We start from the raw sequence: 24,735 nt of genomic DNA, 5'->3' as shown, positions 1-24,735 counted from the left end.
CTACATAGGAACGTGTATCTGACCCAGAAGATCGTTTGACAGGAGTTCCGATCCATGACCACCGTGATTTACTCCGCCGACAGCTCATCGCCCGCGCCGCTTTCCCTCGCTCGAATCGTCGAAATGACGGGCGGGGAACTGTTGCCGCTGTCCGGCAGCAAGACCGACTCGAACAACCCGTCGCTCCGCGGTGCCGCGCCGCCCTCGGAAGCCGAGCAGGGCGAAGTCACCATGGTCGACCAAGTGCAAAACGCCGGAGCGATCCGTGGATGCCACGCTGACGTGCTGATCACGCCTTCGGCATTGACCGCCGAATCGATCAACAACGAAGGCCCCGCATGGCAAATCATCGTCGAAGACCCACACGCGGCATTTGCGAAAATCATCCTTCATTTCCGTCCACCGATCGATCAAGACGTGCCAGGAACCGGCGTTGATTCGACCGCGCATGTCCATCCTTCCTCACAAATCAGTGCCGCCGCTTCCATTGGCGCCGGGGTGACGATCGGCCCTGATTGCAAAATCCACGCCGGAGTCAGCATCGCGGCCGGTTGCACGATCGGTGCCGAATGTGTCCTGTATCCTAACGTGACCCTTTATTCGTATTGCCGGCTCGGAGACCGCGTGGTGATCCATGCCGGCTCGACGCTCGGGGCCCACGGATTCGGATATCGAAACGTGGCAGGCAAACATATGCCGACCAGCCAACTCGGCTACGTGCAGATCGACAACGACGTTGAACTCGGCGCGGCCGTCACGATCGACCGCGGCACCTACGGCGCCACACGCATCGGCGAAGGCACCAAGATCGACAACCAAGTCATGATCGGACACAACTGCCGAATCGGAAAACACAACCTGCTGTGCAGCCAAGTCGGCATCGCCGGCAGTTGCTCGACGGGCGACTACGTTGTGCTCGCCGGACAAGTCGGACTGCGTGACCACATTCACCTTGGCGACCACGTCACGATCGGCGCTCAAGCGGGAGTGATGGACAACCTGACCAAAGGCGTTTACTTCGGATCACCGGCAACGCCACAGCAAGAACAGCTCCGAATGTTGGCCGTGCAGCGAAAACTGCCCGACCTCCGCCGTGAACTCAAAGAAGTGCAGGGCAAAGTTCGCACGTTGGTCAAACAAATCGAAGACAAGGTGAACGACTCTTCGTCCAAAGCGGCATAGCACAACGGCCACACGCCAGCATGAAACCAATCTCTCACCAAAACGCTGTCCTCGATCAAGCGGCCTACGAACACGCGATCCGCGATGACATGGCCGCTTCCGCAGGCAACGTCTCCTTCATGGACGCGTCGGTGGATGACGTCGTCAGCAATGACATCGACGTCACGTTGGCCGCGGGTGAACCGGTGGGTTTGGTTGCCGGGTGGGGACGCTTCCCGATCTCAGTCGCTCATCGCATTCGCGAGGGAGGCAACCCAGTCGTCTGTGTCGCCATCAGCGGCCACGCGGGTCCTGAAATCGAAGCCGCGTGTGATCACGTTTTGTGGTCGGGCGTCGGCCGATTCGGTCGACACCTGCGTTTCTTCAAAAAACAGAATGTCACGAAAGTGACCATGGCGGGCAAACTGTTCAAGTCCGACCTGTTGTATGGCGGTTCGCTCTGGCTGCGTCATTTCCCCGACCTCACCTGCCTGCGTACTTTCGGCCCGCTGCTGATGGGACGAGGCCGCGACGCCCGCGACGATCGATTGTTGTCGGCCGTCATTGATACCTATCATCGCAACCGAATCGAAATTTGTTCGGCCACCCGACTCGCACCGGAGCTACTCGTGAAGGAAGGATTACTGACACGCAAATCGTTGTCGACATCAGCGATGCGTGATGCGGAGTTCGGATGGTCGATCGCCAAAACGATGGGCGGACTGGATATCGGACAAGCCGTCGCGATCAAAGACGGCACCGTGATCGCAGTCGAAGCGATTGAGGGTACCGACGCGTGCATCCGTCGCAGTGGTGAATTGTGCCGACGAGGCGGATGGACGTTGGTCAAAGTCAGCAAGCCAAACCAAGACATGCGTTTCGACGTCCCGACCATCGGCACCCAAACGATCCAAAACGTCGCCGACGCAGGCGGAGTCGCAATCGCGATCGAAGCCGACCGAACGATCTTGCTCGATCAAGAAGAAACGATCGCATTAGCCGACCGTTTGGGGATTGCCCTGATCGCGTTCAAACGAACTAAATCAGCAAGCGTCGCAGCCTAATCGCACGTGGTTGCCTATTTGACCGAACGCCAACAAAGTAGGCCGGATCAAGGACGCAAACCGCGATCGAACAGCGCAAAGAACCAACTTCAAAACACAGCAACAAATTCCCAAACGCCCCAATCGCGTCCGCCGCTCCGGCAATCACAATGTTTGCTCGGTCCGGCCTATCGAAAATGAATTAAAAACTCGCAGAGCAACATGGAACTCGCCTTCGCGGCGAATCAATCGTCCAACACCGGGCGTCACATTGGCTAAAACCTGCGACCGGCCGAAACTTGCGACTAGTAACGCCACCAAAGATGTTACGCATCGTGCTGGCAATTCCTTTTGCTTTTTCAATCCAGACGGAATCGCACTCATTTCCAACGCCGACACGCCCTACCGAACCTCGCCGCCTGCGAAGCTAAACCTCTTTCTCGAAATTCTCGGTCGGCGAGACGATGGATTTCATGAACTCGACACCGTCATGGTCGCAATCGACTGGCGTGACGAACTGCAACTGCAACTCAAACCGACACCCGGCATCAAACTGTCGGTGGATTGGTTGCCCGATCGAACGGCGATCGCAGAGGAACTCGGCGTTGGGGTTCGCGACGCGTTGCTCGACGTTCCGACCGACGGCAGCAATCTGGTCCACCGGGCACTCGAACTGGTCAACGACGAAACCGGATACAACGGCGGATGGAAAGTTCAACTAGGTAAACGGATCCCCAGTGGTGCGGGAATGGGCGGAGCCAGCAGCGACGCGGCGGCGACCCTGCGTTTGGCCAAATGTGCCCTGCAAAACGCCAATCCAGATCTCGCGAGCGCCCTCACGGACGAAAAGCTGACACAAATGGCCGCCCAACTCGGCAGCGACGTGCCGTTTTTCTTAGGGGACACATGTGCGGACATTTCCCACGATCCGGAGTCCGATCCATCGCGCGAACGTTTCGGTTCACTCGCACGAGCACTCGGCCGCGGCGAGAAATTGAGTTTCCACGAAATGCCTGTGAAGCATCGTTTTCTCGTCATTTACCCGCCAATCGCTCTCTCGACGGCCGCGGTCTACTCGCGAGCAACCGTCTCGGCGAACCCCAAAAGTGGCCTCGATACGATTAAAACATTTATTCGCCCCAGTCCCATCCCGACCGCCGGGATTCTTTATAATGCTCTCGCGGACCCGGCCAGCGGGCTATCACCTCACGTCAATGAGGCGCTAGAATGTTTGCGGCAGTCCAAAGCACGATGGTCTCCGAAACCGCAACATGATTCGCATTGTCAAATGACCGGCAGCGGTTCGGCCTGTTTCGCTTGGTTGACTCCCGATGAATTGTCGGCCGACACGGCACCCGGTTCGGCGACAGACGCGACGAGCGCATCGGACGTCGCGAAAACACGAGAATTGAGCGCGTTCGTTCGCGAGCAGTTGTCAGGAGGCGCGTTGGTAAAAGTCGTCGCGACCTGTTCGGCAGCACCGGAGATCCAAATCGCATAGGGGATGGTGGTGGAAATTACCGAGATTCGCATCAAATTGATGGAAGGTTCGGAAGACCGTTTGAGAGCGTTCTGTTCGATCACGATTGACCAAAGTTTCGTCGTTCGCGACCTAAAAATAATCGACGGCAGTCACGGCCCCTTCGTCGCCATGCCGTCACGCAAACTCACCGGACACTGCAACCGGTGCGGCAGCAAGAACCATCTTCGTGCTTCCTTCTGCAACCAATGCGGTGCGAAACTGTTCAGCGGTAACGTCGATTCGCCGCAAAAGCTCTACGCGGATGTCGCTCATCCGATTAACAGTGAATGCCGCGAGATGATCCAAAACGCGGTTATCGAAGAATTCAACGCGGAACTGCAACGGTCAGCTCAACCCAACTACCGAAGCCGCTACGACGACGACTTCGACGCCGGTGATTACGACGAAGCCGACTACGCGGACGCCAACGTCTCGGCATCGAACGCGTCCACCTCACCCAATCCACCTAAAGTGAAATCGAATATCAAGAAAGCGTCCCTCCCCGGCCCGGCGATCATCTCCGAAAATGCCACCGAACCGCCCACCAACGATGCGTTCGGCGCGGGATTGTTTGACAACGAAACACCCGCCGAAACAACGCAGTCCGACGCACCCGCTCCGTCCGATGCTGCCGCCGCCACGGAGGCAACCGCCTCTGATGCGGACGATAGCGGCGCCGAGTCGCCGCAAACCGATCCCGCAACCACGACTGCGAGAATTGACGAGAAGCAGAATCTGCAGTCGCCTAATTTTGCCTCCGACGCCAAACCATCCCGCCAACGATCGGCCCAAGACGAAACCGAACGAACCGACGACGCGAAGATGACGCGTGCCGAAACCGGTGTCCGCAACACGATCCCGCGGCCCCATTTCCAAGACCGTCGTGGTGGCTCGAGCCGACAAACCATCACCAACACTCCGCCCTCGACGGGGATGGGCAAGGTCGACACATCGAGCGACTCGCCCGATTCCGATGACAACATGAGTTCTGGATTCGGCGCCGGCATTCTCGATGACTGATCGTCCCGTTCAATCTTCTTCCACTGTCTCGACGCCACCGCGTCGTGCGCCGACACATCCGATTCAGATCGGGATCGCGCCGATGCTGATCCTCGTCGTTGTCGCCGCCGTCATCTCGGCAGGCTTGGTCTACGCGGCGAGAATCCCTGAAATCCAAGAGGAATTGTCTCTCTTGTTGGGGACTCCGATCACGGCCGACCGCAGTCGGCGTGGCCCACAGATCCTTTTCATTCTGTTCACGGTCACGTCGCCGTTGCTGCTCGCGGCCGCGCTGTCGCTAGGAACGATGCTCTGGGGCAAACTGACAAACCGGTGAGCCACAAGAAGAATCGAAAATCGAAATCGTCGTCCAAGCGTCCATCCAAACGTCCCAAACGCGGCTCCAATGACTCGGCAAACCTCAGCGTTGAGGCCGTCGGCGAATCGTTGAAGTGTGAGGTCGGGGGCGAGGTTGCGCTGCCCGAAGCGGAAATCACGCAGCTCTGCGAGGCGATCGTCGCCCGTCATGAGAACGTGCTGCGCATGCGGCGCGACGTCCTCAATTGCAAAGACAATCTTTCGACCGACCTCGCCGATACTGTGCTCGGTCCGGATCGTGAATCACGCGTGGTTCCGTGGTACCCGATGGCGATGCATCCGTCGCCGGAAATGACGCGTCCCTCGCGAACGATCGACTACGCAGCGGGTGAGTTCTATCTCCAGGACGCCGGATCGTTGCTCGCACTCGCGGCGGCTCAAGCCGACACGGATCAACTCCGTGGAAAACTGATTTGTGATCTCTGTGCCGCTCCGGGCGGGAAGGCCAGCGGCTTGCTCGAAGCAATTGACGAACCTTACCGGCTCGCCGAAACGACGCCTGACGAAGTAATACCACCTCGTGGTTTCCTACTCGCCAATGAACCGATCCGGTCTCGCGTCGCACCGTTGGCCTACAACCTTGCCCGCACGGGCTCGGACCAATACGCGATCACGAGCGAAGACCCCGAGGTGCTCGCGGATAAATTCCCGGGCTTGTTTGATTTCGTTTTGGTCGATGCCCCGTGCAGCGGCCAGGCTCTCGTAGCTCGTGGCAAACAATCCGCCACCGCGGTTCAAACCAGTCAAATCGAATTAAACCGTTTACGGCAAAACCGAATTCTCGCTGCGGCAGAACGATTGCTTCGTCCCGGCGGCACGATCGTCTATAGCACGTGCACTTTCGCGATCAAAGAGAACGAGGGGCAAGTGCGATTCATGATGGAGGAACTCGGCCTCACCGCGTCTCCGGTCCAACGCCTTGTTGACTACCGCAGCGACCTGCCGATTTCCTTTCCCGGCGAAGCTCTCCAGTGCAGTTACCGACTCTGGCCGCATCGCAGCGCGTGCGCGGGCAGCTTTGCCGCTCGGCTAGCGAAACCCGCTGCTGCCGAGACGGCCGACCTTGATCGCGATCGGATCGATGCGTCGTGGAGACGCAGCACGACATCGCGTTCGCGTGACGACGCCATGGTTCCCCGTGATGCGATCGAGCAACTTCCCTTCTTGATTTGCCCTGATGATCGGCGTCATCGTTTCCAACTCCGCGATTGGATCATCGACGCAAACGCTCCCGACGCGCCGGATTGGGTCAACGAGCAATTTGTGATTGGCCCCGAGGTCGCGCACCGCACTGGGTCGACCTGGAAACCATCCCACGCCGCGGCGATCCGGCGGAACGCGGCGATCGAGGGGACCACGTCGTTGGACGTCGACGACGCGACCGCGTCGATGTATTTGTCGGGTCAAACAATCCCCGCAACGGAACAAACCGGATGGCAGATCGTTCGCCATCGTGGCCGACCGTTGGGTTGGATCAAGAGCGATGGGCGTATCGGGAAAAACCATTTGGCCCGGTTCGCGCGGGTCGAATAGCTCACCACCGCGCCGGACCTGCTAGACTGCGTCGAATCGTATACGAACCGACGGGCACGCAGAAAATCAACGACGCATGACCACCGAGAACCTCGAAACGGCCGCCGACTTGGTCGCCCGACTGGGCCCCCCTCCGAACGATATCGCCGAAGGTTGGCTCGACGATGCCCGAACCCACATCGCGTCGTATTCCGCGACCTCGTTCGACCCGTCCGACCCAGTGTGGCAACAACTGTTCGTCGATGAGTCCGGACGACTCTATCTGTCGAACGATTCCGCGTCTCCTGACACTCCGAAAAGCGAGATCTCGGACACAGACGCCGCCGAGCAAGACGCGATCAAACCGGCCTTGTCGACGATTCCGGATCTCAAAACAGAACCTGAGCAACCATCCCAAGGGTCCGACGCGCGAACCGATCAAGACAACCCGCGGAATCTAAAACGATTCGCCGTTCCTGGTATCGCGATCGGTATCATCGCCGTCGCCATCGCGGCATACACGCTACGTGGGAGTTTCGACGATCAATCGCCACAATCAACCGCCATGTCGACACCCGACAAATCGACGGGTCCGGCATCCTCGGCGGATTCGGCGTCGAACGTGTTCGACACACGCTCCGCTCGCAAACCCTCCACGCGTCCCTTCGATCAAGACGTCTCGGCGGAAACATTGGAAACGGTGATGGACACGGCTGAAATGCCGAACACGGATGTTATCCCACGTGATGCAAACGTGGACACGTCACTGCTCGGTGTCTCGCTCGACTCCTTTTTGCCGCCCTCGATCTCAAACGTCGTGGACGATGACACGCCATCCACGGCGGGATCGAGCGATAGCGTTGACGGTTCACCAATTGCTGCACCGGAACCACTCGACGGATCCAACACGCCGACGCCCGAGATCGCTTCGGTCGACATCGCGGCGGATGACAGCGAACTGACCGACGACGAAATGCTCGAGGATGCGGAGGAACAGCAAACCCAATCGATTTCTTCGAGCGAGCCACAAACGACGTCGGTGTCGCTCCCGAAAGCACCGACAAAGTCACGCACTGAATTGCCGCCGACCGTGTTACTTTTTGCGAACGAATCTCGCCTGGAGAATCTGCAATTCGAATTCCCCGATGATTCGCCGCTCCGCTTGCAATCGGACTCGTCGGATAATGAGTGGAAGATCACCGAGGCGTCTGACGAAACTCCTCTCGCTAGGATCGAAATGCACCCGGGCGACGACGAAACGGAATCCGGCTTAACGTTTCGCTGGCTCGCCGAAGCAGCCGATTCACGAAGAAGCGATGCGATCATCAATGGACGATTGCGAACCGACGCCGGCGACATCATTCACCTGCGGTCGCAACTCGACGCTGCCCCCATCCCGCTCAACCTGCAGCGGCGTGACGAAAAGCTGAAGTGGAACTTGGGCGGACCGATCGTTGCCAAATCGACTCGGCTGTCCGTCTCCGTTGACGTTCCCGAGGATGTCGCGATCGAGTGGATTGAAGAGATTGATGGCGGTTCACCTCGCAGCACTCGTGGCATCGCAATATTGACGCTGAAGGACTCGCCCGACGCATCCGCCTTGGTCGTGCGGATGGACATTCGAACGAGCGGTTCACTTTCGATGCGAGTGCGTTACGGCGGCAGACTGGGGCCTACCATGCCCTGGCAATGGACCGATGCGAAGACGATTCGATCAACACTCGATGCGGTGACCGCTCAACTGCAGGCGGCCGACGAGCAATTGCTGATGCTCGACACGGCGATCTCGCGAGCCGAGAAACTGAGAGCCCGGCGACAAGAAGTTTCGCTCGAAATGCAGAGAGATCGAATTGAAGAAGCCGTGCGTGGTGGCACGGCGATGGCAAAACGGTTGGCTGAACTTGACCAACTCGTTGCGTTGCTAGATGCAGACGCGAAGATCACGTCGGAACTCAATGTCCATTGGCCCGACGGATCGATTCAAACGCTGCTCAGCCTTCGTTAGGATTTGGCTTTCGTTTGCCCAGGCCAGAATCGTTTCCAACGACTTTCGTTGGCGGCACCGGCATCCGATTCTTGTGGATCCGGTTGAGCTTCGCCACCGTGATCGCCACCGATCCGGGTCGCCATGTCCCGGAACGCTTGCGTCAACGCGGCCTTCGGTGCTTGCGTGATCAACGGCACACCGTTGTTTCGCACCTCGACCATCGTCCGGTAATCGTTCGGCAGCAACGCGAAGATGTCTCGACCGAGCGTTTCTTTCGCCTTCTTCAAACTGATCTGCCCCGCGTCGAGACCGGCGCGGTTGACGATGATGTCGACCTTGTCTTGCAACCCTTCGGTCTCGTCGAAGCTCATCATCAATCGCACGACGTTTCGAAGGCAAGGCAGATCGAGTTGTGTGATCAACATCACACGTGACGCCGCCTCGATTGCGACCATGTCGAGATCGTTGTAGGTCTTCGACAGGTCAATGATCAGGTGTGTGAACGACGCCTTGAGCAACCCGATGACTTTCCGCAGACTTTCGGAGTCGATACCGGCGACATCGTGCAATTCGACCGGGCGCGGGAGAAGGTACAAACCGGACGAGTGCTTGGTGAGCGAACGTTTGAGCAATTGAATATCGAGTCGGCTGATATTCTGTACGACATCGGCGAGCGTATAATCCGGAATTGCATCGAGAAACACATCCGCATCACCGAGCGCAATATCAAGGTCAACAAGGGCAACACTATTCCGAGGCTCCTCCGCGAGTACACAACCTAAATTGACCGCCGTGCTGGTCGAACCGACGCCGCCGGTTGCGCCCGCGACCGCGATGACTTCGCACGATCGGTTGCGGGAGTCTCCGCCACCGAATTTCGCCATGCTGATTCGGTCGAGAGCCTCGGATAATTCTTGGTCGTTCAGCGGCAGGGTTAAGAATTCTCGAGCACCGGCCCGGATGGCTTTCAAGATTTGCTGGCCGTCACTGCTTTCACTCGCGGCGAGCAATGCCGTTCCCGGACATTCGGCGGTGATTCGCGTGATCAGGTTGATCGCCGAGACGGGATTGCTGTCGAGAGACACCACGCCAACGTCGGGTGTGGTTTGTTCGACGATATCGGGAAAGAACTCGTAGCGTGAACAGTCCGCTTCGAGCCAGATCGAATCCATACCCAACAGCATCGCTTTTAACTGTTCGCGAGAAGAGTCGTTGGGATCGACCAAGGCCAATCGAAGAACATTACTCATCGTAGATCATCATGAACGAAGGGATGGGGTTGGATTTCGGCGCGGGAGCCGAGCCCTTTAAGTCGATGCCAACGGAGGCAAATCTTCTCGAAGGAACGGGCACTCAACCGAAGCAGAGTGCCCTATCATTTTCGACGCGAATGGTCCGCGGCGACAGAAAAACCAAGTCACATGTTATTTTTGCGTCGGCATGAAAACCGACACGCCTTGCCCAACCGTTTTCGGTTCGGACGTTGGCGTGACAGCACCTGCGGGAAGCAAAGTTCCACTTTCGAAACGCGATGCCCCGGTCGGTTTCGAATAGGATGCTGGAACGCTACCGCGTGGTGCGGTGGCGATGCGGGCCGCCGGCGGTTCGATCAGGCTAGGCCCTTCGAATGCCGTCGGTGGCGTACGCACTTGTTGTGGCAATTGACGAGCCGCGACCGATTGGGTCGGACCTGCCGCCGCCGGACCGGCCTGCGACTTGGCCGCAGGTGCACCGGCTTTGTTCATCGAATAGCCGTCGTGCATGATCACTTGGCCTCCCTGGAAGGCGGCATCGGCTGGTCCACACGCTCCACCTTCCTGTTCGCATTGGTCGCTCTTCAGGGTCGGTACTTCGATGTGACCGTTGATGTAGAACTCGTAATCATCCGGCAAGTCGGAGTTGAGCCCCGGGCCACCTGGTGGTACCTGGTGAGGTGCCATCGCGTCAACGAGTTCAGGCGTCACCATGATCAGCAATTCGATTTCATTGTGTTGGTCCTGCGTGTTGCGGAACAAGGCTCCGAGCAACGGGATGTGCCCCAGGAAAGGCGTACGTTTGACAGTGCTTTCGACGCGTGACTGCAACAAACCTGCGATCGCGAATGTCTCACCGGCCTGCATTTCAACGGCGGTTTCGACATAACGCGTTGTGAACGCCGAAACGTTTGTACTGCCAATGGCGACGGCGCGGGTCGGGTCAGGCTCGCTGACTTCCGGGCGGACTTCCAAACGAATTCGACCAGGCCCGATCACGAAGGGCAGGAAGTCGATGCTCGTTCCGTAATCTTCGTACTCAACCTGCAACTGCCCGTTGTTACCAGGAACCACGTTAGGCACGCGACCACCGACGATGAATCGTGCGGGACGGCCGTGTGTTGCGACGACGGTTGGTTCGGCGAGCAGCTTAACGAGCTTCTGTTCGTCCAACGCCTCGACAAACGCTTCGAAGTCACCGTTCACGTTCAAACGCAAGTTCGTGGCACTTCCGAATGGAACAAACCCGAGAATACCGGAGTCGCCCTCGACCAATCCGGCCGGAACGTTCAGCAATTCACCAGGACCGTTTAGCAACGTGAAGTTCCCCGGAGCGAGCGACCAGTCGATACCGAGCTGACGCAGCTTCGTACGACTGACCTCCATGATCCGGGTATGCAACAAGACTTGCTGCACACCAACGACTTCAATGTTGTTAATGACGACTTTGTAGAACTGCTCGATAATCGAGATTGCACGTTCCACATCGTCAACACTCGTGACGAATCCCGAAACGATGGCACTCTCGTTGATCGGCATGACCTTGAGAGACGCCAGCGGCAGCTGCGAATTCAAGATGCCCTCGACCTCTCGAGCATCCGCGACAATCGTCACGTCGATCGTGTAGAGTTTGTCTTCAGTGTCCCAAAGGTTGACCTGGGTGGTGCCGGGGTTCTTTGCGAAAATCTGGATCTGATTTTCGCTCACCGGCGTGGCACCGAGGACCTCTTCGTTGTGGACTTGGAATCGCGGAATGCGATCGCCCAAAGACAAAATTCGGCTGGTCTTAACGATCAGCTCCATTCGCTCCACCGTGTTGGCGATTTTATGATCACCTGAAACGGAAGCCAGCGATTGGGCGGACGCAGGCCGTAGTGCTGGTACGGCAATAGATCCGTATGCGATCATCGCGGTAAACGCGATAAGAGAACGGATAGAGAATATCGAGTAACACGCTCGCATCGTTGGCATCCTTGCCGGTCGGGTCGAGTAAATAGGCCCCTCTATGTCGACGAACACCGCCATAGAGGTACTGTTTGTTTCATCGGCAGTAACGCTGCTGCCTGATGATGCGACTTGTTTGGAAAGTACGATCTGTGAGAATGTTTCTCACTGTAACGACAATCCAGGTTCCTTCGTTGCTGACAACACGACGTCCACGTTATTGGCGGGGACGATCATCGTGTTCGCGGGGTGGTGGTTGGTAGAACGGGCTCTCCGAACCATTGAGATAACTGTAGTCACCGGGTGCGGTGGGATGATCGGCACCAGGCCGAGCTGTTTTGTTATCAGCTTCCTCTTCCTTCTCTTTGATTCCGTCAGGACCTGACTCGTTCAAGATCACGGGAACTTGTTTCCCATCTTCGATCCAGTACTCCGTCAGTTTGCCACCGGACATCTTGAGCATCTTGAATCCCTTCTTCTTTTCTTTCACCGGTGTTGGTGGAAGTTTGACAACGGGAGTCTTCGGTGCTGGTCGATTGCTCTCTTCTTCACGAGCGGCTTGGGCCGCTTGATAGTCCGACAACCACGTCAGGAACTCTTGGCCAGCTCCGCTACCATTTTCACCGGAGGTCGAATCGACGATGTCGGTCGGGTTACCAAGTGTGAGGCGGATCTTTCCGAGCTCGCTGGCGTAGGTCCACGCCGGCGTGTCTTTCTTATTGATCAACAACGAGATCGAGCGGGCCGGTTTGGCTTCCTTTTCTTCGTCGGTGTTTTCACGTTCGGTACGTCCATCAACGGCGAACACACGAACTCCGGTCAACACGGTCTTTGCCATGGTTTCGGGAATCAGTTCGCTCTTTGTAAAGTAGGCAACCACGTCGACGCGGTCGCCAGGGCGAACCAAAGTCGCAACGCTGCTTTCGGGGTCCGCTCGCATCGACACCACGCTGAAACCGCGAGGGATCGTTTGCGACGAACCGTTGGAATCGTCCATCAACTTAACGGGCATGACGGGTTCGCCTTCGTAGAAACGCTGGCGAGCGTATTTGCCCTCGAGGTCCTCGAGCTTGCCACTGGCGCCCTTGGGCACTCGGTCGGCTGGCCATTGTTCGAGGCGGATCTTGTCGGGAGTGATTTGTTCGGCGATGTCAATGGTTTTCGCGGTAACGAAAATCTCGACAGTGCCGACGGTTGATTCGCCAGTCGATTGAGCTTGCATCCATTGACTCAGCCCGATCGCGGCGATCGTGCCGCAAACACACGCTATCAGCAAAGGAACAGTTTTATTTCTCATGACGGGCTAACTATGGGTGGTCGAGATGGTCAAAGACGGTCGGGTCCACGCAGGTATCCGAACGACGGGTGACTCTCCCCTACAATCGGAGAATCCGGGCGTTCGACTCAAACCTACGCCGGGCATCTGAAACAGAAGCCCTATCTTTACTATTTTGACTTTAGGCCATCATGCCAGATGCGGCGAAATACATGATGGTTCCGATTGCCATAGGAATTCCGTATGGCAACAGGTACATGGTCGGTTTGCGTTCGCGGGCAATCGCAGCGAGTTTCTCTGGATCGCGGACGGTTTTCCATTCGTTAAGAATGGTGAGAGCTTGGGCATAGTGTTTCACCCAGTCGCCGCTCTTCCAAATCATGAACGCAGCCATGACCCCACCGACGATTGCCGTCGCGGCGAATGCTTTCAACGTCACCATGAGACCGCACCAGGCGCCGATGCCCGCGAGCAGTTTCACGTCGCCGGCTCCCATGCCGCCTACGTTTCGCAGTGGCAGCAACATCATCATACCGGCAAACGTTGCCAGCAGGCTCCACCCCAACCCCGGCATTCCGCCTTGGATCGTGCAGTGAATCCATCCGCAGATGATGAAAGGAAACGTCAGCCAGTTTGGAACCTTCAAGATCATACCGTCAATCACGGCGGCGACGATCAAGACGACAGTAACGAACCAAATGGTCCAATTTTCCGTGATGGCTTGCAGTAAAGTGGACATGTCTAAAATCCCCGTGTGAGTCCGCCGGCGCGGGCTCGGCGTGAAAAGCGTGTATTGTGAATTGTGTTATCGAGGGCCGATCACGAAGCTAATCATCGCGAAAATCAGCGTGAATCCGCAGCAGGCCAGTTGCCAGGCATATGCGGCGGTGTCGGCGGGAAGCAGCGGGTAGTTCATGAGATTACTCAGTTTCAAAAGATGGTTTTCTCTAGACGCAGGCGACCGAGGAAAGCGATCGGGAGACCAACTGCTGGTTGAACTTCCGTCCGCTTCCTCGGTGCGAGTCGTCGCGATCGTTCTTGGCAAAAGGTCACCCCCGCGAAGCATGAGAAGGATGCTTCGCGGAGGGCCTCGTGTCTGCCAAAAATGATTAGGCGAGGATGTCGGCAGTTTCTTGGAACTTAGCCGATGCGTTGTCGCCGACGCTTTGAACGGCGATCAAGCAAGTCACGATGATCAGAGCCAACATAACGGCGTACTCAACCGCAGTCGGTCCGTCTTCTTCTTTCAGGAATGCAACAACGTTTTCTGCAAATTTCTTCATGTCTATCTCCAGACGATTCGTGGGCAGCGCCTTCAAAGGCGAACGACCCGGCGACGATAAATGAGACGACTCACAGCGAGCCGGCTCGATCGTAAAGCAGCCATATCAAGTACGAATTAACGTCTGACAAGCCTCGGTTCAACGACCGGTGGACTCTCGCCGAAACGTCGCATAAAGAAACGTGTCGGATCCAACCCACCAACCGCCAGTGCCAGGCAACTCGGCTTTCCTGAAGCCAAGCCTGAATCGCGACATGCGTCGTTATCAGACCGACTCACGGACCCGTGGTTTTGCGCCCCGCCCTCTCGGACGGTTTGCCTTTGTCAGGGAACTTCGGCTGACCAAAACTCGCTCCCAAGAACGGCAACACACCGATCAAGAGTTCGTCCTGGCAGCAAGACCCACCCAAGGGTCTCGCTCTCTCACTACAGAAAAGTACGCCAGGAATAGGACGAGTCAAAAAAGATGGGTCAGTCGAACCCCGATGGTCAGCGAAAAGCCCCGCCTGTAACGATTGTCCGGACTAGGAGATACCTAAGGCCGTTTCCCCCCACGCGAGGACCTTCAATTTTATCCAACCCACACACCATGAAACATCGCGACGAAATCAAACAAGGCAAGCACGGACCATCAATATTTGCAACTCACCTGCATCGACCATTCGCCTACCTACTCTGTTCGCGGGCCTGTCACTCGCCTCAACATCAAACACGGGGCACGCGTGATTGCCTCGAACGCGTTAAGATATCCGGCCGACGGTCCCGCACCAGTTTTCATCCCGCTTTCACCCCATCGATCCCCGCCAACGTCCCCAACCACTCATGGCAAAATGCGATCAAGGCTATCTGTGCGAAGTTTGTGGCGACGAAGTGACGTCGATCGTTGAGAGCGATCTTTATTTGCGATACGTGCTCGGACAACTCGATGCCGAAAAACTACATGTGTCCCCTGAACGCCACCTCCGTTGCAACCCAGTGCTCGCACAATACATCGAGGACGAACGTTTCGAAATGATTTTCATCGATAGCGAATTCGACAGACGACAACTCGACGCGAAGTATGTCGCTGAACAAACCACGCGCGTCAGCCGAGCGTACCGCCGGTTGCGAGAGATCGCCGAATCGGAAACACCGATCAGCCTGCTGGAATACCCGATCAAAGATTGAGTCAACCCGAACACCAGGGCACCGAAGACGTCAGAGCGAGCAGCGAGATCCGCCTGGATTCAGGCCCCCAAAGCCTGTCGACATCAGCGGCCTCTTTTAAGAAACGCCCAAAAAAGAAAACGAGTGAGTGTCAGCAGACAACTCACTCGCAAAGCGGGTCAGGAATGATGCGGCCGCGACCGAACTACTGCGACTCTTCTTCCTCTTTCTTGTATTGATCCAAACGCCGGTACAGCGTTCGGGCTCCGATACCGAGCATTTCGGCGGCCTGCTCGCGGTTGTTTCCGGTGAGCTTCAACGTTTCTTCGATCGCCCACTTTTCAATCGTCGCCAACGGCTGACCGATCATGGCCGACGGCCCGTCGATCAACCCCGCCGGCATTTCGGTATCACCATCGGCAGATTCAACGTCGTCCATCAGTTCCGGCGGTAGGTCGTCTTCACCGAGCGAACCGTCTGTATCGAGAACGACCATCGTCTCGACGAAATTCCTTAATTGACGGATGTTGCCCGGCCAATCGTAGGCGTAGAACTTCTTGGTTACCGAAGGAGCAAAATGGGCGGTCGGTTTACCGTGACGCCGCAGAAACATTTTTCGAAAGTGGTCCATCAACGCGATCACATCGTCACGGCGATCTCGTAGCGGCGGCAATTCAATCGTGACCACCTTCAAACGAAAATAAAGATCGTTTCGGAACGTCCCGGCTTCAATCATCTCTTCGAGCGGGCGGTTCGTTGCCGAGATCAACCGCACGTTCACTTTGATCGACTTATTGCCGCCAACGCGTGTGATCTGATTCTCTTCGAGCACTCGCAGCAACTTGATCTGCGTGCTCATCGGCATGTCACCGACTTCATCGAGAAACAACGATCCGCCGTTGGCGTATTCGAACGCACCTTCGCGATCGGACACCGCATCGGTGAACGATCCTTTGACGTGCCCGAACAATTCGCTCTCAACCAAATTCTCAGACACCGCGCGAGTGTTCAGCGCAACGATCCGTTTGTTACGTCGCGGGCTGTTTTGATGGATGGCCTGCGCGACCATCTCTTTCCCCGTGCCGCTTTCTCCGGTGATCAGAACGGTTGCGTCGGTGGCCGCGATGCGGCGCAAACGATCGATAACCGTCTGCATCTTCTTGCTGGTGTAGATGATCCCTTCGAAACCGAACCGCTCGTCGAGCCGCTGCATCAACTCGGTGTTCTGCCGCCGCAGCGCGACTTTCTCGGCCGCCTTTTCCGCGATCGCGCGCAGACTCGAGGGCGTGATCGGTTTCTCGAGAAAACTGAACGCGCCCTTCTGCATCGCTTCGACCGCGATCGGCACCGTCGCGTGCCCGGTCACCATCACGACTTCGCAGTCGGGCAACCGTTGGCGGGCGAGCTTCAAGACTTTCATGCCGTCGATATCGTTCATGACCATATCGGTGATGACGATATCAAACGTTTCTCGCTGGATCAGATCCGCCGCCTGCGGCCCGCTGATCGCGACTTCACAACGATAGCCTACCTTCTCGAGGCTCTCGGTCATCGCGCGAGCGTGCGCGGCCTCATTGTCGACGACGAGCACACGGAAATCACTGTGGACCAACTCGGGCGGTTCATCGGTGTCCGGATTCATCAAACTACCAAAACGTCTTGCGTAAAGAGGTCAAACCAGGGAATGCGGCAAAACTTAACGTAAGGCGTCAAAGGTGAACAGAGAGCCCGCTACTTCAGCTCTTCCTTGATCTTGTCGCCGAAACTGCGGTTGAACTTTCGCACCTTGTCGACGACGACGCGTTGGCAGTACGCGGCGTTCGGGTTGCGCCGGAAATAATCTTGGTGATATTCCTCGGCCGGGAAGAACTCCGTCGCTTTCTCGAGCTTGGTCACGATCGGGTTACGGAAATCACCGTGCTCGTCGAGTTCCTTGATGTAATCGGCGGCAATCTTCTTCTGCTCTTCGTTCAAATAGAAAACGCTGCTGCGATACTGCGTCCCGGTATCCACGCCCTGACGGTTGAGAGTGGTGGGATCGTGGGTTTTGAAAAACACCTTGAGGATTTCCTCAAACGATGTCTTCGACGGGTCATAGAAAATCTGAACCGCCTCGGCGTGGCCTGTCCGACCGGTACATACCTGTTGATATGTCGGGTTAGCGTTGCGTCCGCCGATATAGCCCGAAACAACGTCGGTGATCCCTTCCATCCGCTCATAGACCGCTTCAGTGCACCAGAAACACCCACCGGCGAGGATCGCGACCGATTCCTTCTCATCAACCGAACCGGACTCCGAGGCAGCATCCGCGCCTGCCACAGGTGTTTCGGCCCGCACGCACCCAAACATCACGAAAATCGATGTCAACGCGATCAGGCACACAAAATAAACGCCCATTTGGTGTGAGTGGCTTCGCCGATCCGTCGTCATTGCGACCGAAACCGCATTACAGACGCGACGAGAGACTGGACGAGAAAACCGTGAAGAACTGGACATCAGGCAACTCCGATCGGATGGGCAGGGCGGGAAGGTATTCAAACGGCGGGGAATGAGGTCAGGACACGTCGATGATGACACAAAGGCCAACGGTGACAGGCGGGGGCGTTCGTCAACTCGGCGATCAGCCTTATCGAAGCATGAACACCAAACGGGGCAGATTCTTCCGTCAAACAAAAACCGGTGAACAGAACAGTGCCCGTCACCTAACCCATCTTTCCCACCGAGGCCGACATCCGCGGACGCATCCGTTATCGTACGCCTCCCGACTGAGGTTGGGTCGTTCCGCCGGAATTGAAAACGGCGTTTTTTGCTTCAAAATCGCACCGACAGACCACGATATCAACATGGGAAGCGACTACTACGACTTACATCACACAGTCGCGGACGACGAAGTCGACGCTCAGGCCCATGTTCACAACCTGCGATACCTGCAATGGACGCTGTGGGCTGCGCGAGATCATAACGCAACTGCGGGCTGGAACGCGGGCTCGGCGCTGAGCGACGGGTTCGGTTGGGTCGTCCGTGACCATCAAATCACTTACCGGGCCGCCGCCGTCGGTGGAGACGAGATTGTCGTCCGCACGTGGGTCAGCGAAGTCAGGCGGTATGCGTGCACCCGCAAATTCATCATCTGCCGCCCCGCCGACGAAACCGTCCTCTGTCGAGGCAGCACCCGCTGGGTGTTCATTGACCTGAAAGCCCACCGTGCCCTCGAAGTCCCCGAAGAAGCCAAAGCCGCCCTCGCTCTCCGCCCCAACCCACCCAAACTCCCTTGGGAGAAATAGGTTTTAAAGGTTGGAGGTTGGCAGGTTGGTAGGCGAACGCGTTTGCAGGTCAACAAGCTTGCAGGCCCTAAAGCTGCCCCCCGATCTTTATCCCCCCGCTCGCCCGCCTGCTTCCCAGTTTCCCTGTTTCCCTGTTTCCCGCCTCACGCACCCATGTCCATCCGAATCTTTCTTCGCGTGATCGGTGTCGCGGCTTTGCTTGCTTTTGCAGCCGCGGTCATGCCGAGCCAATGGATGATTGCGATCGCTCGCCAGCTCGGTATCGAACCGTTTCCCGATTCGCCGCTGACGTTTTACCTCGCGCGAAATCTGTCGCTGCTCTACGGGTACGTGGGTGTGCTGCTTATGCTCATCGCCTCGGATCTGCCCCGCTATCGACCGCTGGTTTGGTGGGTTGCGGTGGGAACGATCTCGTTTGGGGTGATGCAGTTCATCGTCGATTCGATGGCGGGCATGCCGGGGTGGTGGACGTTCGGCGAGAGCGGCTCGACTTTTTTCGGCGGCGTTTTGCTGTGGTGGCTCGATGCCCGGACTTCAAAAGATGCCGCGACTTGAGTATTTTCCCCGGCTCAGATTACGAATCCACGTCAATCACGTTTTGACATCCGAAACCGTCCCCCGAAGAAAAGTCCATGCAACGTTCCTTGATCCTGCTCAAACCTGACTGTGTCCAACGCCGCCTGATCGGTGAAGTCATCTCCCGCTTCGAAGCCAAAGGCTTGCAAATTGTCGGCCTGAAGATGCTGCAAGTCACCCCGGAACTGTCTCGCCAGCACTACGCCGAGCACGTCGAGAAGCCGTTCTACAAATCACTCGAAGACTTCATCACTGCAGCCCCCGTTGTGGCGATCGCACTCGAAGGCCTCGAAGCCATCGGCGTCGTCCGCGAAATGCTGGGTGCCACCAACGGCCTCAAAGCTGCACCGGGAACGCTTCGCGGCGACTACAGCAGCAGCCGCCAAATGAACCTCGTCCACGCGAGCGATTCCGAAGAGTCAGCCAAACGTGAACTCGACCTCTACTTCAAACCCGAAGAACTGTGCGGCTACTCACTGTTGCTGACCCCGTTCATGCGGGCCGACGACGAATAAGAACCGCGACGAGTAAGATTTGCGACGCACAAGAAACGTCGCAAGTCATTCACAACGATCCATGTGCGGGGAACTCGCCAAGAGTTCCCGCCGGCCTCATCGATCGATGGACGTAATGAAGACGCCCGCGACAGCCCGAACTTGATCAGGTGTTTTGACGCGGCAACTCTAAAAAGGGCGACGAGCAATTTGCTCACGCCCAGCGATGACGCGTCCCCAACCCGGGCGAGCAACAGCGCGGCAGATCGATCGCCTTCCGCGACCACCGGGTGAACCAGGTTGAGTAGAATGAGGGGCCCTCCCCACATTCCTCCCCAGGCTCTCGGCCAATGACTGATCACTCTTTCCCTCGGCGTGCCACTCACCCCGAACGCCCTTCGACACCACGTTTGAAATCGCGACGGAGCCCCAGCCTCATCGGCAACGGACTTCTCCTTCTCTGCTCCGCTCTCGCTGCAGCCGCCGGCCCCGGCGATGCGACTAATGCCTTCGCGGCACCCCAAGACCCGAGCGGATTCGGAGGCGCCGGTGGCACCGCGCTAGCAAACGAAGTGATCGAAATCAAAGGGACCCTAAAAGACGCTCGCGGAAACATGGTCACCGTCGCGGGAGATGACGGCAACGAATACATGGTTCAATACCCTGACGAAATCACGTCGCTCGAATTCATTGCCAAGGCACTGCCCGCGTACCTGCGTCGCGGGATGCCGATTCGATTCGCCACCGTCCTCGGACCGACCGGCATGCCGATGGCTCCGGTGAACCAGATCGAAGTCTTCGCGCCGATCAACGCCAAGATGCTGCCCCACAACCAGACCGAACGCTACACACCGGGTGTGCATCCCGCCGACCGCAAGAAACGACCTCGCGGCGCACCGCTGACGGGCAAAGTCATCGTCGTCGGCAACCTCGCCATGTTGAACGCGCAGGGCGGGCTGGCACTCCAAGCCGGATCGACACCGGTACAAACCATGGTCGCGCCCGACGCCTCACTCGAGATCCGAGTCAACAACCTCTCGCTCGCTCAACCCGGTGACGCCGTCTCCGTCGAAGGCTTTTACCAACCGCCGGATAAAACGAAAGTCAAAGCGAACCGGATCAAGATCACAACCGATCGCATTTACGGCGAAACACCGCCAAAGAAAATTCGCCAGCGGCCGGGCAAGAAAACCAGCGACGCCAGTCCCGACACACCGGATGACGCAGCGACACCCCAAAACGAGACGGCCGAAAACGAGACAGCCAAAAACGAAGAAGCCCCGACGAAACGCCGTAGCGAATTCGCCAAACGTGGCACGAGCCTCTCCAAACAAGCTCGCGAGGCATCTCCCTCCTTGAGAAACCAGGACGCAGTCCACCGTCTGATGACGGCGGCTACTGCGGAGATGGGCAGATGTAGCGCAGAGATAAAAATGCCTTGGGCGGGCTGCCGCGAGATCACCGCCGACTCGCATCTGCGTCGAATTCTCGCCGCTTACTTCTTCGTCTTGACTTTGACTTTCTGCATCGTGATCTGAGGCCCCGGCCGACGGCCTCGACGCTTGCCGGATTCCAGCGGCGTGAACCTCGCGTTGGCGGGCTGCAGCAGCTTGGTCACACAGTACGCGTTGATACTCAGTTCGAGCTCCTCGGCTTCGCGGATGGTGGCTTCGTGCATGCTGCGAGGGATTCGAATCGTGATCACGCGCGTCGGCTCATGAGTCCCGGCACTCGATTCATCCTGGCTCCGCATCGCCGTCAGCATCTCGAGCAACTCAGAGAACTCGCGCGTCGTTTCAAAATACCGACGCGACTCGGGATCGCTGTACAGTCGGTCGACCACGCCGCCGGGCGCCAACATCGTGCGATAGAAAACCACCCAACTGCCCGTTTTCGCGAAAGCCTCTTCGGCCAACTTCAGCACCTGTGCAGGACGATACTCCAGCGGCAGATCCTCCTCGATCGGCGACAACTGCAACTCGTCTTGCTTGGGCGGCTCGAGCACTGCCGGGATCGTCGGAGCGTCCTTCGCACCGGCCGCGCCACCCGCCTTCGTCGCCACCACATCGCTGGCGTAGACCGGAGGCCCCGCGGCTTCCTTCTTGCGAGTTCCGGCCGCACGCGACTTCCTTGCCCCGGCTCCCGTTTTGCGAGCGGCGGTTGTTTTCCTGCGGTCGGTAGTGTCAGCGCCATCGATGTCGCGAGCATTTTTACTGGCGGTCGACTTGCCTGTTTCGGCCTTCGAGTTCATTTCAGTTCCGAGATGCGATTGTCCTGGTCGCCGGTGATGAGAGCCATCGTTCCGGCCTGCGTGATTAGGTGCATCTTGAAAGGGGTGCCAAACAGCCTTCCACAACCATTGCTAGCAAAAGCACTTACGTCACCAGGCACGCCCCGCCACTTTTTTACGCAGCCCGCCATCTCGAGGGGGCTCGCCGGACTGCTCGGTTTTTAAGCACGGCAAAACTGCCTGCCAGCCAAGTGTCCACTCCGACCGAGTCAATGAAATTGACCAAGTTTTTTTCTGGACTCTCGCTTCACCGCTGACCTTCGGACACGACGCCGATGGCGGTATGCTGACACTCGGACGGTCGATCAAAGCGATGGACCTTTTTTGATTCAGACAGCGTGGGTGCGATTGATGCGTTTCGGTGATGTGGTGTTGGCGGGGATCGGAGTGACCATCCCAGAGGAAGTGTGGTCGAGCGATGCGATCGAGCAACAACTCGAACCTCTCTACTCGCGACTGCGACTCCCCGAGGGACGACTCGGCCTGATGAGCGGCATCGACGAGCGCCGAGCCTGGGAACCGGGAACGATGCCGAGCGGGCCGAGCATCCGCAGCGGCCTGGCCTCGATCGACGCCGCCTCGATCGACCGCGCCGACGTCGGCGCCCTGATCCACGCGAGCGTCTGTCGTGACTTCCTCGAACCGGCGACGGCCTCGCGAGTGCATCACGAAATGGGACTCCGCAGCGACTGCTGGGTCTACGACGTTTCGAACGCCTGCCTCGGAGTCCTCAACGGCGCGGTCCAAATCGCCGGGATGATCTCGGCCGGAATGATCCGCGCGGGCGTCGTGGTCGGAACCGAGAACAGCCGCCCGCTGCTCGAAGCCACCATCGAATCACTCAACGGCGATGAGTCGCTGACTCGCAAAAGCGTCAAACCGGCGTTCGCCTCCCTGACGATCGGATCCGGCAGTTGCGCGTGGCTGCTCTGCCATCGCGACCTCTGCCCGGACGGCACCCCGATCGAGTTTGCGATCGCCGAAGCGAACACCTCCTTCCATCACCTCTGCCGCAGCAACCAAGACACGGCCGGCGCCGACATGCGACCGCTGATGGACACGGACTCAGAAACACTGATGGCCGAAGGGATCGCAACGGGCGTCTCGGCACTCAACCGATTAGTGTCAGAATCGAACTGGCAACGCGACTCGTTCGACCGCACCGTCTGCCACCAAGTCGGAACGCGACACCGGGCGGCGATGCTGGAGGCGATGGGCCTGCCAACAGAGAACGACTCGATCACTTACCCCGTACTTGGCAACACCGGCTCGGTCGCACTGCCCCTGACGGTGGCCGCCGCGATCGACCGCGGCGAACTAAACGAGGGCGACCGAACGGCACTGCTCGGCATCGGCTCGGGCATCAACAGTGTCATGATCGCGTCGAAGTGGGGCCGCACCCCGGTCTCCGGACAATGGTCGGGACTGCTCGATTCGCGCGAGGATTGTCGTCCCCCTGCCCCTGCGCTAAGGTGACGATAGTCGGCGAAACGTTCGGCCTCGATCCACCGCAACGAACCACACCCCAAAAGTCCTTGAAGATGACTCATTCATACCGAAGTGCTCGCATGACCAAACGCCTGAAAACCATCGCATGGTTCCTGTGCGCGATGCTGCTGCTGATTTGGCAACTCGCGTTCGCCCGCCCGGGGTCGGCCCAAGAAGTCGCCGAACCGCCGACGCAAACAACCGACGATTCCAGCGAGAAAAAAGAAGCCGCCACCGGCTCCGCAGACGCCTCGGACGAATCCGACGCCCCCGAAGAACTCTACGTTCGCATTCACCGCGACGACGACAACGCCCCGCTCGCGATGCAAACGGCAACCGTCCGTTACGTCGGAAAGCCGGGCACCAAGTACGCGGGCAAAATCGTCGACCTCGTTGGAGTCGTCCACATCGGTCAAGCCGAGTACTACGAAGCCCTCAAAGAACAACTCAGCGGATACGACAAAGTCCTTTACGAATTAGTCGCCCCCGACGGCACCCGAATCCGTCCTGAAGATTTGCAAAAACGCCGATCACTCCTGGCGTCGATGCAGACCGGCATGAAAGACATGCTGAACCTGGAGTACCAACTCGAAAAGATCGACTACATGGCGGAAAACTTTCGCCACGCCGACATGAGCCCCGATGAGTTCGTCGAGGACCTCGAACGCCGCGGCGACAGCGTTTGGAAAATGGTCGCCCGCATGATGGGCGCCGGCCTCGCCACCCAATCCGCCAACGCCGAGACCGGACTGCTGATGGCTCTGTTCAGCAAAGACCGATCGAAGATGATGAAACGAGCGATGGCGGGACAACTGATCGACATCGAAATGGTCTCCGCGGGACTCGACGACGCCAACGGCGAGAACACACTAATCAAAGGCCGCAACCGCAAGGCCTTTGAGATCCTGCAAGAGGAACTCGATGGGGACACAAATTCGGCCGCCGTGTTCTATGGCGCCGGCCACCTGCCGGACATGGCCGATCGCCTGGTGACCGATTTCGAAATGGAACCGACCGACACGACTTGGCTCGACGCCTGGGACCTGACCCGTAACTAAACTGCCCGCATCGTGGGGCGGCCCGTTCGCGGGCTTCAAATT

Annotated in this window: 22 protein-coding genes and 1 riboswitch; of the genes, 14 read left to right on the top strand and 8 right to left on the bottom strand. The window is 57.9% G+C overall.

Translation table 11 applies throughout. From position 1 onward, the window contains the following. Positions 1 to 54: 54 nt before the first annotated feature. The 7 genes from lpxD (at position 55) to FHS27_RS17945 (ending at position 8,620) form a co-directional block, all read left to right on the top strand. Positions 55 to 1,182 carry a UDP-3-O-(3-hydroxymyristoyl)glucosamine N-acyltransferase gene (gene lpxD / locus FHS27_RS17975; RefSeq protein ID WP_184306260.1) on the top strand — a complete coding sequence of 376 codons (1,128 nt, stop codon included), beginning with the start codon at positions 55 to 57 and terminating at the stop codon, positions 1,180 to 1,182. 119 nt (positions 1,183 to 1,301) lie between these two features. Then, entirely contained in the window at positions 1,302 to 2,225 is a 924-nt protein-coding gene (locus FHS27_RS17970; protein ID WP_246420094.1) for an LpxI family protein, read from the top strand. Between the two features lie 250 nt (positions 2,226 to 2,475). Beyond that, the gene (locus FHS27_RS17965; protein WP_184306258.1) at positions 2,476 to 3,705 is read left to right on the top strand and encodes a 4-(cytidine 5'-diphospho)-2-C-methyl-D-erythritol kinase; all 1,230 of its coding nucleotides are present in this window, start codon (positions 2,476 to 2,478) and stop codon (positions 3,703 to 3,705) included. 3 nt (positions 3,706 to 3,708) lie between these two features. Next, positions 3,709 to 4,746, top strand: coding sequence for a SpoVG family protein (locus tag FHS27_RS17960; RefSeq protein WP_184306257.1), 1,038 nt, complete (start codon positions 3,709 to 3,711; stop codon positions 4,744 to 4,746). Continuing rightward, positions 4,739 to 5,062 (top strand): hypothetical protein, encoded by a 324-nt coding sequence (locus tag FHS27_RS17955; RefSeq protein ID WP_184306256.1) that lies wholly within the window; start codon positions 4,739 to 4,741, stop codon positions 5,060 to 5,062. Before FHS27_RS17960 ends, FHS27_RS17955 begins: the two co-directional genes overlap by 8 nt. Further along, on the top strand, positions 5,059 to 6,636 hold the full coding sequence (locus FHS27_RS17950) for a methyltransferase RsmF C-terminal domain-like protein (RefSeq protein WP_184306255.1): 1,578 nt from the start codon (positions 5,059 to 5,061) through the stop codon (positions 6,634 to 6,636). Before FHS27_RS17955 ends, FHS27_RS17950 begins: the two co-directional genes overlap by 4 nt. A 76-nt stretch (positions 6,637 to 6,712) precedes the next feature. Continuing rightward, positions 6,713 to 8,620 carry a hypothetical protein gene (locus FHS27_RS17945; RefSeq protein WP_184306254.1) on the top strand — a complete coding sequence of 636 codons (1,908 nt, stop codon included), beginning with the start codon at positions 6,713 to 6,715 and terminating at the stop codon, positions 8,618 to 8,620. On the opposite strand, the gene FHS27_RS17940 is transcribed toward FHS27_RS17945, so the two are convergent. From FHS27_RS17940 to FHS27_RS17920, 5 genes are all read right to left on the bottom strand, one after another. Then, positions 8,617 to 9,852 (bottom strand): AAA family ATPase, encoded by a 1,236-nt coding sequence (locus FHS27_RS17940; RefSeq protein ID WP_009100154.1) that lies wholly within the window; start codon positions 9,850 to 9,852, stop codon positions 8,617 to 8,619. The two genes, FHS27_RS17945 and FHS27_RS17940, sit on opposite strands and share 4 nt — an antisense overlap. Before the next feature lie 174 nt (positions 9,853 to 10,026). Continuing rightward, positions 10,027 to 11,763 carry a pilus assembly protein N-terminal domain-containing protein gene (locus FHS27_RS17935; protein ID WP_246420068.1) on the bottom strand — a complete coding sequence of 579 codons (1,737 nt, stop codon included), beginning with the start codon at positions 11,761 to 11,763 and terminating at the stop codon, positions 10,027 to 10,029. A 253-nt stretch (positions 11,764 to 12,016) separates the two neighbouring features. Beyond that, entirely contained in the window at positions 12,017 to 13,096 is a 1,080-nt protein-coding gene (gene cpaB / locus FHS27_RS17930; protein ID WP_184306252.1) for a Flp pilus assembly protein CpaB, read from the bottom strand. A gap of 160 nt (positions 13,097 to 13,256) precedes the next feature. Then, positions 13,257 to 13,814: an A24 family peptidase gene (locus FHS27_RS17925; protein WP_184306251.1), complete on the bottom strand. Its 558-nt coding sequence runs from the start codon at positions 13,812 to 13,814 to the stop codon at positions 13,257 to 13,259. A gap of 370 nt (positions 13,815 to 14,184) precedes the next feature. Further along, the gene (locus tag FHS27_RS17920; protein ID WP_009100165.1) at positions 14,185 to 14,358 is read right to left on the bottom strand and encodes a Flp family type IVb pilin; all 174 of its coding nucleotides are present in this window, start codon (positions 14,356 to 14,358) and stop codon (positions 14,185 to 14,187) included. A 211-nt stretch (positions 14,359 to 14,569) separates the two neighbouring features. Then, positions 14,570 to 14,687, bottom strand: a riboswitch (cyclic di-GMP riboswitch). Between the two features lie 492 nt (positions 14,688 to 15,179). Here FHS27_RS17920 and FHS27_RS17915 point away from each other — a divergent pair. After that, the gene (locus tag FHS27_RS17915; protein ID WP_184306250.1) at positions 15,180 to 15,524 is read left to right on the top strand and encodes a hypothetical protein; all 345 of its coding nucleotides are present in this window, start codon (positions 15,180 to 15,182) and stop codon (positions 15,522 to 15,524) included. A gap of 184 nt (positions 15,525 to 15,708) precedes the next feature. Here the strand turns inward: FHS27_RS17915 and FHS27_RS17910 are convergent, their stop codons facing one another. Then, positions 15,709 to 17,145, bottom strand: coding sequence for a sigma-54-dependent transcriptional regulator (locus tag FHS27_RS17910; RefSeq protein ID WP_184306249.1), 1,437 nt, complete (start codon positions 17,143 to 17,145; stop codon positions 15,709 to 15,711). An 89-nt stretch (positions 17,146 to 17,234) separates the two neighbouring features. Beyond that, the gene (gene msrA / locus FHS27_RS17905; RefSeq protein WP_184306337.1) at positions 17,235 to 17,900 is read right to left on the bottom strand and encodes a peptide-methionine (S)-S-oxide reductase MsrA; all 666 of its coding nucleotides are present in this window, start codon (positions 17,898 to 17,900) and stop codon (positions 17,235 to 17,237) included. A 374-nt stretch (positions 17,901 to 18,274) separates the two neighbouring features. Between msrA and FHS27_RS17900 the strand changes: the two genes are divergently transcribed. The 4 genes from FHS27_RS17900 to FHS27_RS17885 all read left to right on the top strand — a co-directional run bounded on the left by FHS27_RS17900 (position 18,275) and on the right by FHS27_RS17885 (position 21,395). Then, complete coding sequence (locus FHS27_RS17900; protein WP_246420059.1) at positions 18,275 to 18,787, top strand: acyl-CoA thioesterase; 513 nt, start codon at positions 18,275 to 18,277, stop codon at positions 18,785 to 18,787. Positions 18,788 to 18,940: 153 nt separating this feature from the next. Further along, complete coding sequence (locus FHS27_RS17895) at positions 18,941 to 19,342, top strand: hypothetical protein (protein WP_184306248.1); 402 nt, start codon at positions 18,941 to 18,943, stop codon at positions 19,340 to 19,342. Between the two features lie 77 nt (positions 19,343 to 19,419). Beyond that, positions 19,420 to 19,878, top strand: coding sequence for a nucleoside-diphosphate kinase (ndk, locus tag FHS27_RS17890; RefSeq protein WP_009100176.1), 459 nt, complete (start codon positions 19,420 to 19,422; stop codon positions 19,876 to 19,878). Between the two features lie 329 nt (positions 19,879 to 20,207). Next, positions 20,208 to 21,395 (top strand): hypothetical protein, encoded by a 1,188-nt coding sequence (locus FHS27_RS17885; protein WP_184306247.1) that lies wholly within the window; start codon positions 20,208 to 20,210, stop codon positions 21,393 to 21,395. Here FHS27_RS17885 and FHS27_RS17880 read toward each other — a convergent pair. Beyond that, complete coding sequence (locus tag FHS27_RS17880; protein WP_184306246.1) at positions 21,353 to 22,108, bottom strand: hypothetical protein; 756 nt, start codon at positions 22,106 to 22,108, stop codon at positions 21,353 to 21,355. The two genes, FHS27_RS17885 and FHS27_RS17880, sit on opposite strands and share 43 nt — an antisense overlap. Before the next feature lie 390 nt (positions 22,109 to 22,498). Between FHS27_RS17880 and FHS27_RS17875 the strand changes: the two genes are divergently transcribed. Beyond that, complete coding sequence (locus tag FHS27_RS17875; RefSeq protein WP_184306336.1) at positions 22,499 to 23,623, top strand: 3-oxoacyl-ACP synthase III; 1,125 nt, start codon at positions 22,499 to 22,501, stop codon at positions 23,621 to 23,623. Positions 23,624 to 23,757: 134 nt separating this feature from the next. Beyond that, positions 23,758 to 24,693, top strand: coding sequence for a hypothetical protein (locus FHS27_RS17870; RefSeq protein WP_390853896.1), 936 nt, complete (start codon positions 23,758 to 23,760; stop codon positions 24,691 to 24,693). Positions 24,694 to 24,735 lie beyond the last annotated feature (42 nt).

The sequence above is a fragment of the Aporhodopirellula rubra genome (assembly GCF_014192335.1).
In the GTDB taxonomy this organism is placed as follows: Bacteria; Planctomycetota; Planctomycetia; order Pirellulales; family Pirellulaceae; genus Rhodopirellula; species Rhodopirellula rubra.
Note: the sequence above shows the minus strand (reverse complement) of the source record. Positions and strands in the feature narration are given on the sequence as shown.

Excerpts from the sequence above, each read along its gene's own strand:
- ndk (WP_009100176.1), top strand. The coding sequence starts at position 19,420 with ATGCAACGTTCCTTGATCCTGCTCAAACCTGACTGTGTCCAACGCCGC.
- FHS27_RS17920 (WP_009100165.1), bottom strand. The coding sequence starts at position 14,358 with ATGAAGAAATTTGCAGAAAACGTTGTTGCATTCCTGAAAGAAGAAGAC.
- FHS27_RS17955 (WP_184306256.1), top strand. The coding sequence starts at position 4,739 with ATGACTGATCGTCCCGTTCAATCTTCTTCCACTGTCTCGACGCCACCG.
- FHS27_RS17960 (WP_184306257.1), top strand. The coding sequence starts at position 3,709 with ATGGTGGTGGAAATTACCGAGATTCGCATCAAATTGATGGAAGGTTCG.
- FHS27_RS17870 (WP_390853896.1), top strand. The coding sequence starts at position 23,758 with ATGCTGCTGCTGATTTGGCAACTCGCGTTCGCCCGCCCGGGGTCGGCC.
- msrA (WP_184306337.1), bottom strand. The coding sequence starts at position 17,900 with ATGGGCGTTTATTTTGTGTGCCTGATCGCGTTGACATCGATTTTCGTG.
- FHS27_RS17945 (WP_184306254.1), top strand. The coding sequence starts at position 6,713 with ATGACCACCGAGAACCTCGAAACGGCCGCCGACTTGGTCGCCCGACTG.
- cpaB (WP_184306252.1), bottom strand. The coding sequence starts at position 13,096 with ATGAGAAATAAAACTGTTCCTTTGCTGATAGCGTGTGTTTGCGGCACG.
- FHS27_RS17915 (WP_184306250.1), top strand. The coding sequence starts at position 15,180 with ATGGCAAAATGCGATCAAGGCTATCTGTGCGAAGTTTGTGGCGACGAA.
- lpxD (WP_184306260.1), top strand. The coding sequence starts at position 55 with ATGACCACCGTGATTTACTCCGCCGACAGCTCATCGCCCGCGCCGCTT.
- FHS27_RS17885 (WP_184306247.1), top strand. The coding sequence starts at position 20,208 with ATGACTGATCACTCTTTCCCTCGGCGTGCCACTCACCCCGAACGCCCT.
- FHS27_RS17895 (WP_184306248.1), top strand. The coding sequence starts at position 18,941 with ATGTCCATCCGAATCTTTCTTCGCGTGATCGGTGTCGCGGCTTTGCTT.
- FHS27_RS17940 (WP_009100154.1), bottom strand. The coding sequence starts at position 9,852 with ATGAGTAATGTTCTTCGATTGGCCTTGGTCGATCCCAACGACTCTTCT.
- FHS27_RS17925 (WP_184306251.1), bottom strand. The coding sequence starts at position 13,814 with ATGTCCACTTTACTGCAAGCCATCACGGAAAATTGGACCATTTGGTTC.
- FHS27_RS17880 (WP_184306246.1), bottom strand. The coding sequence starts at position 22,108 with ATGAACTCGAAGGCCGAAACAGGCAAGTCGACCGCCAGTAAAAATGCT.
- FHS27_RS17910 (WP_184306249.1), bottom strand. The coding sequence starts at position 17,145 with ATGAATCCGGACACCGATGAACCGCCCGAGTTGGTCCACAGTGATTTC.
- FHS27_RS17970 (WP_246420094.1), top strand. The coding sequence starts at position 1,302 with ATGGACGCGTCGGTGGATGACGTCGTCAGCAATGACATCGACGTCACG.
- FHS27_RS17875 (WP_184306336.1), top strand. The coding sequence starts at position 22,499 with ATGCGTTTCGGTGATGTGGTGTTGGCGGGGATCGGAGTGACCATCCCA.
- FHS27_RS17935 (WP_246420068.1), bottom strand. The coding sequence starts at position 11,763 with ATGATCGCATACGGATCTATTGCCGTACCAGCACTACGGCCTGCGTCC.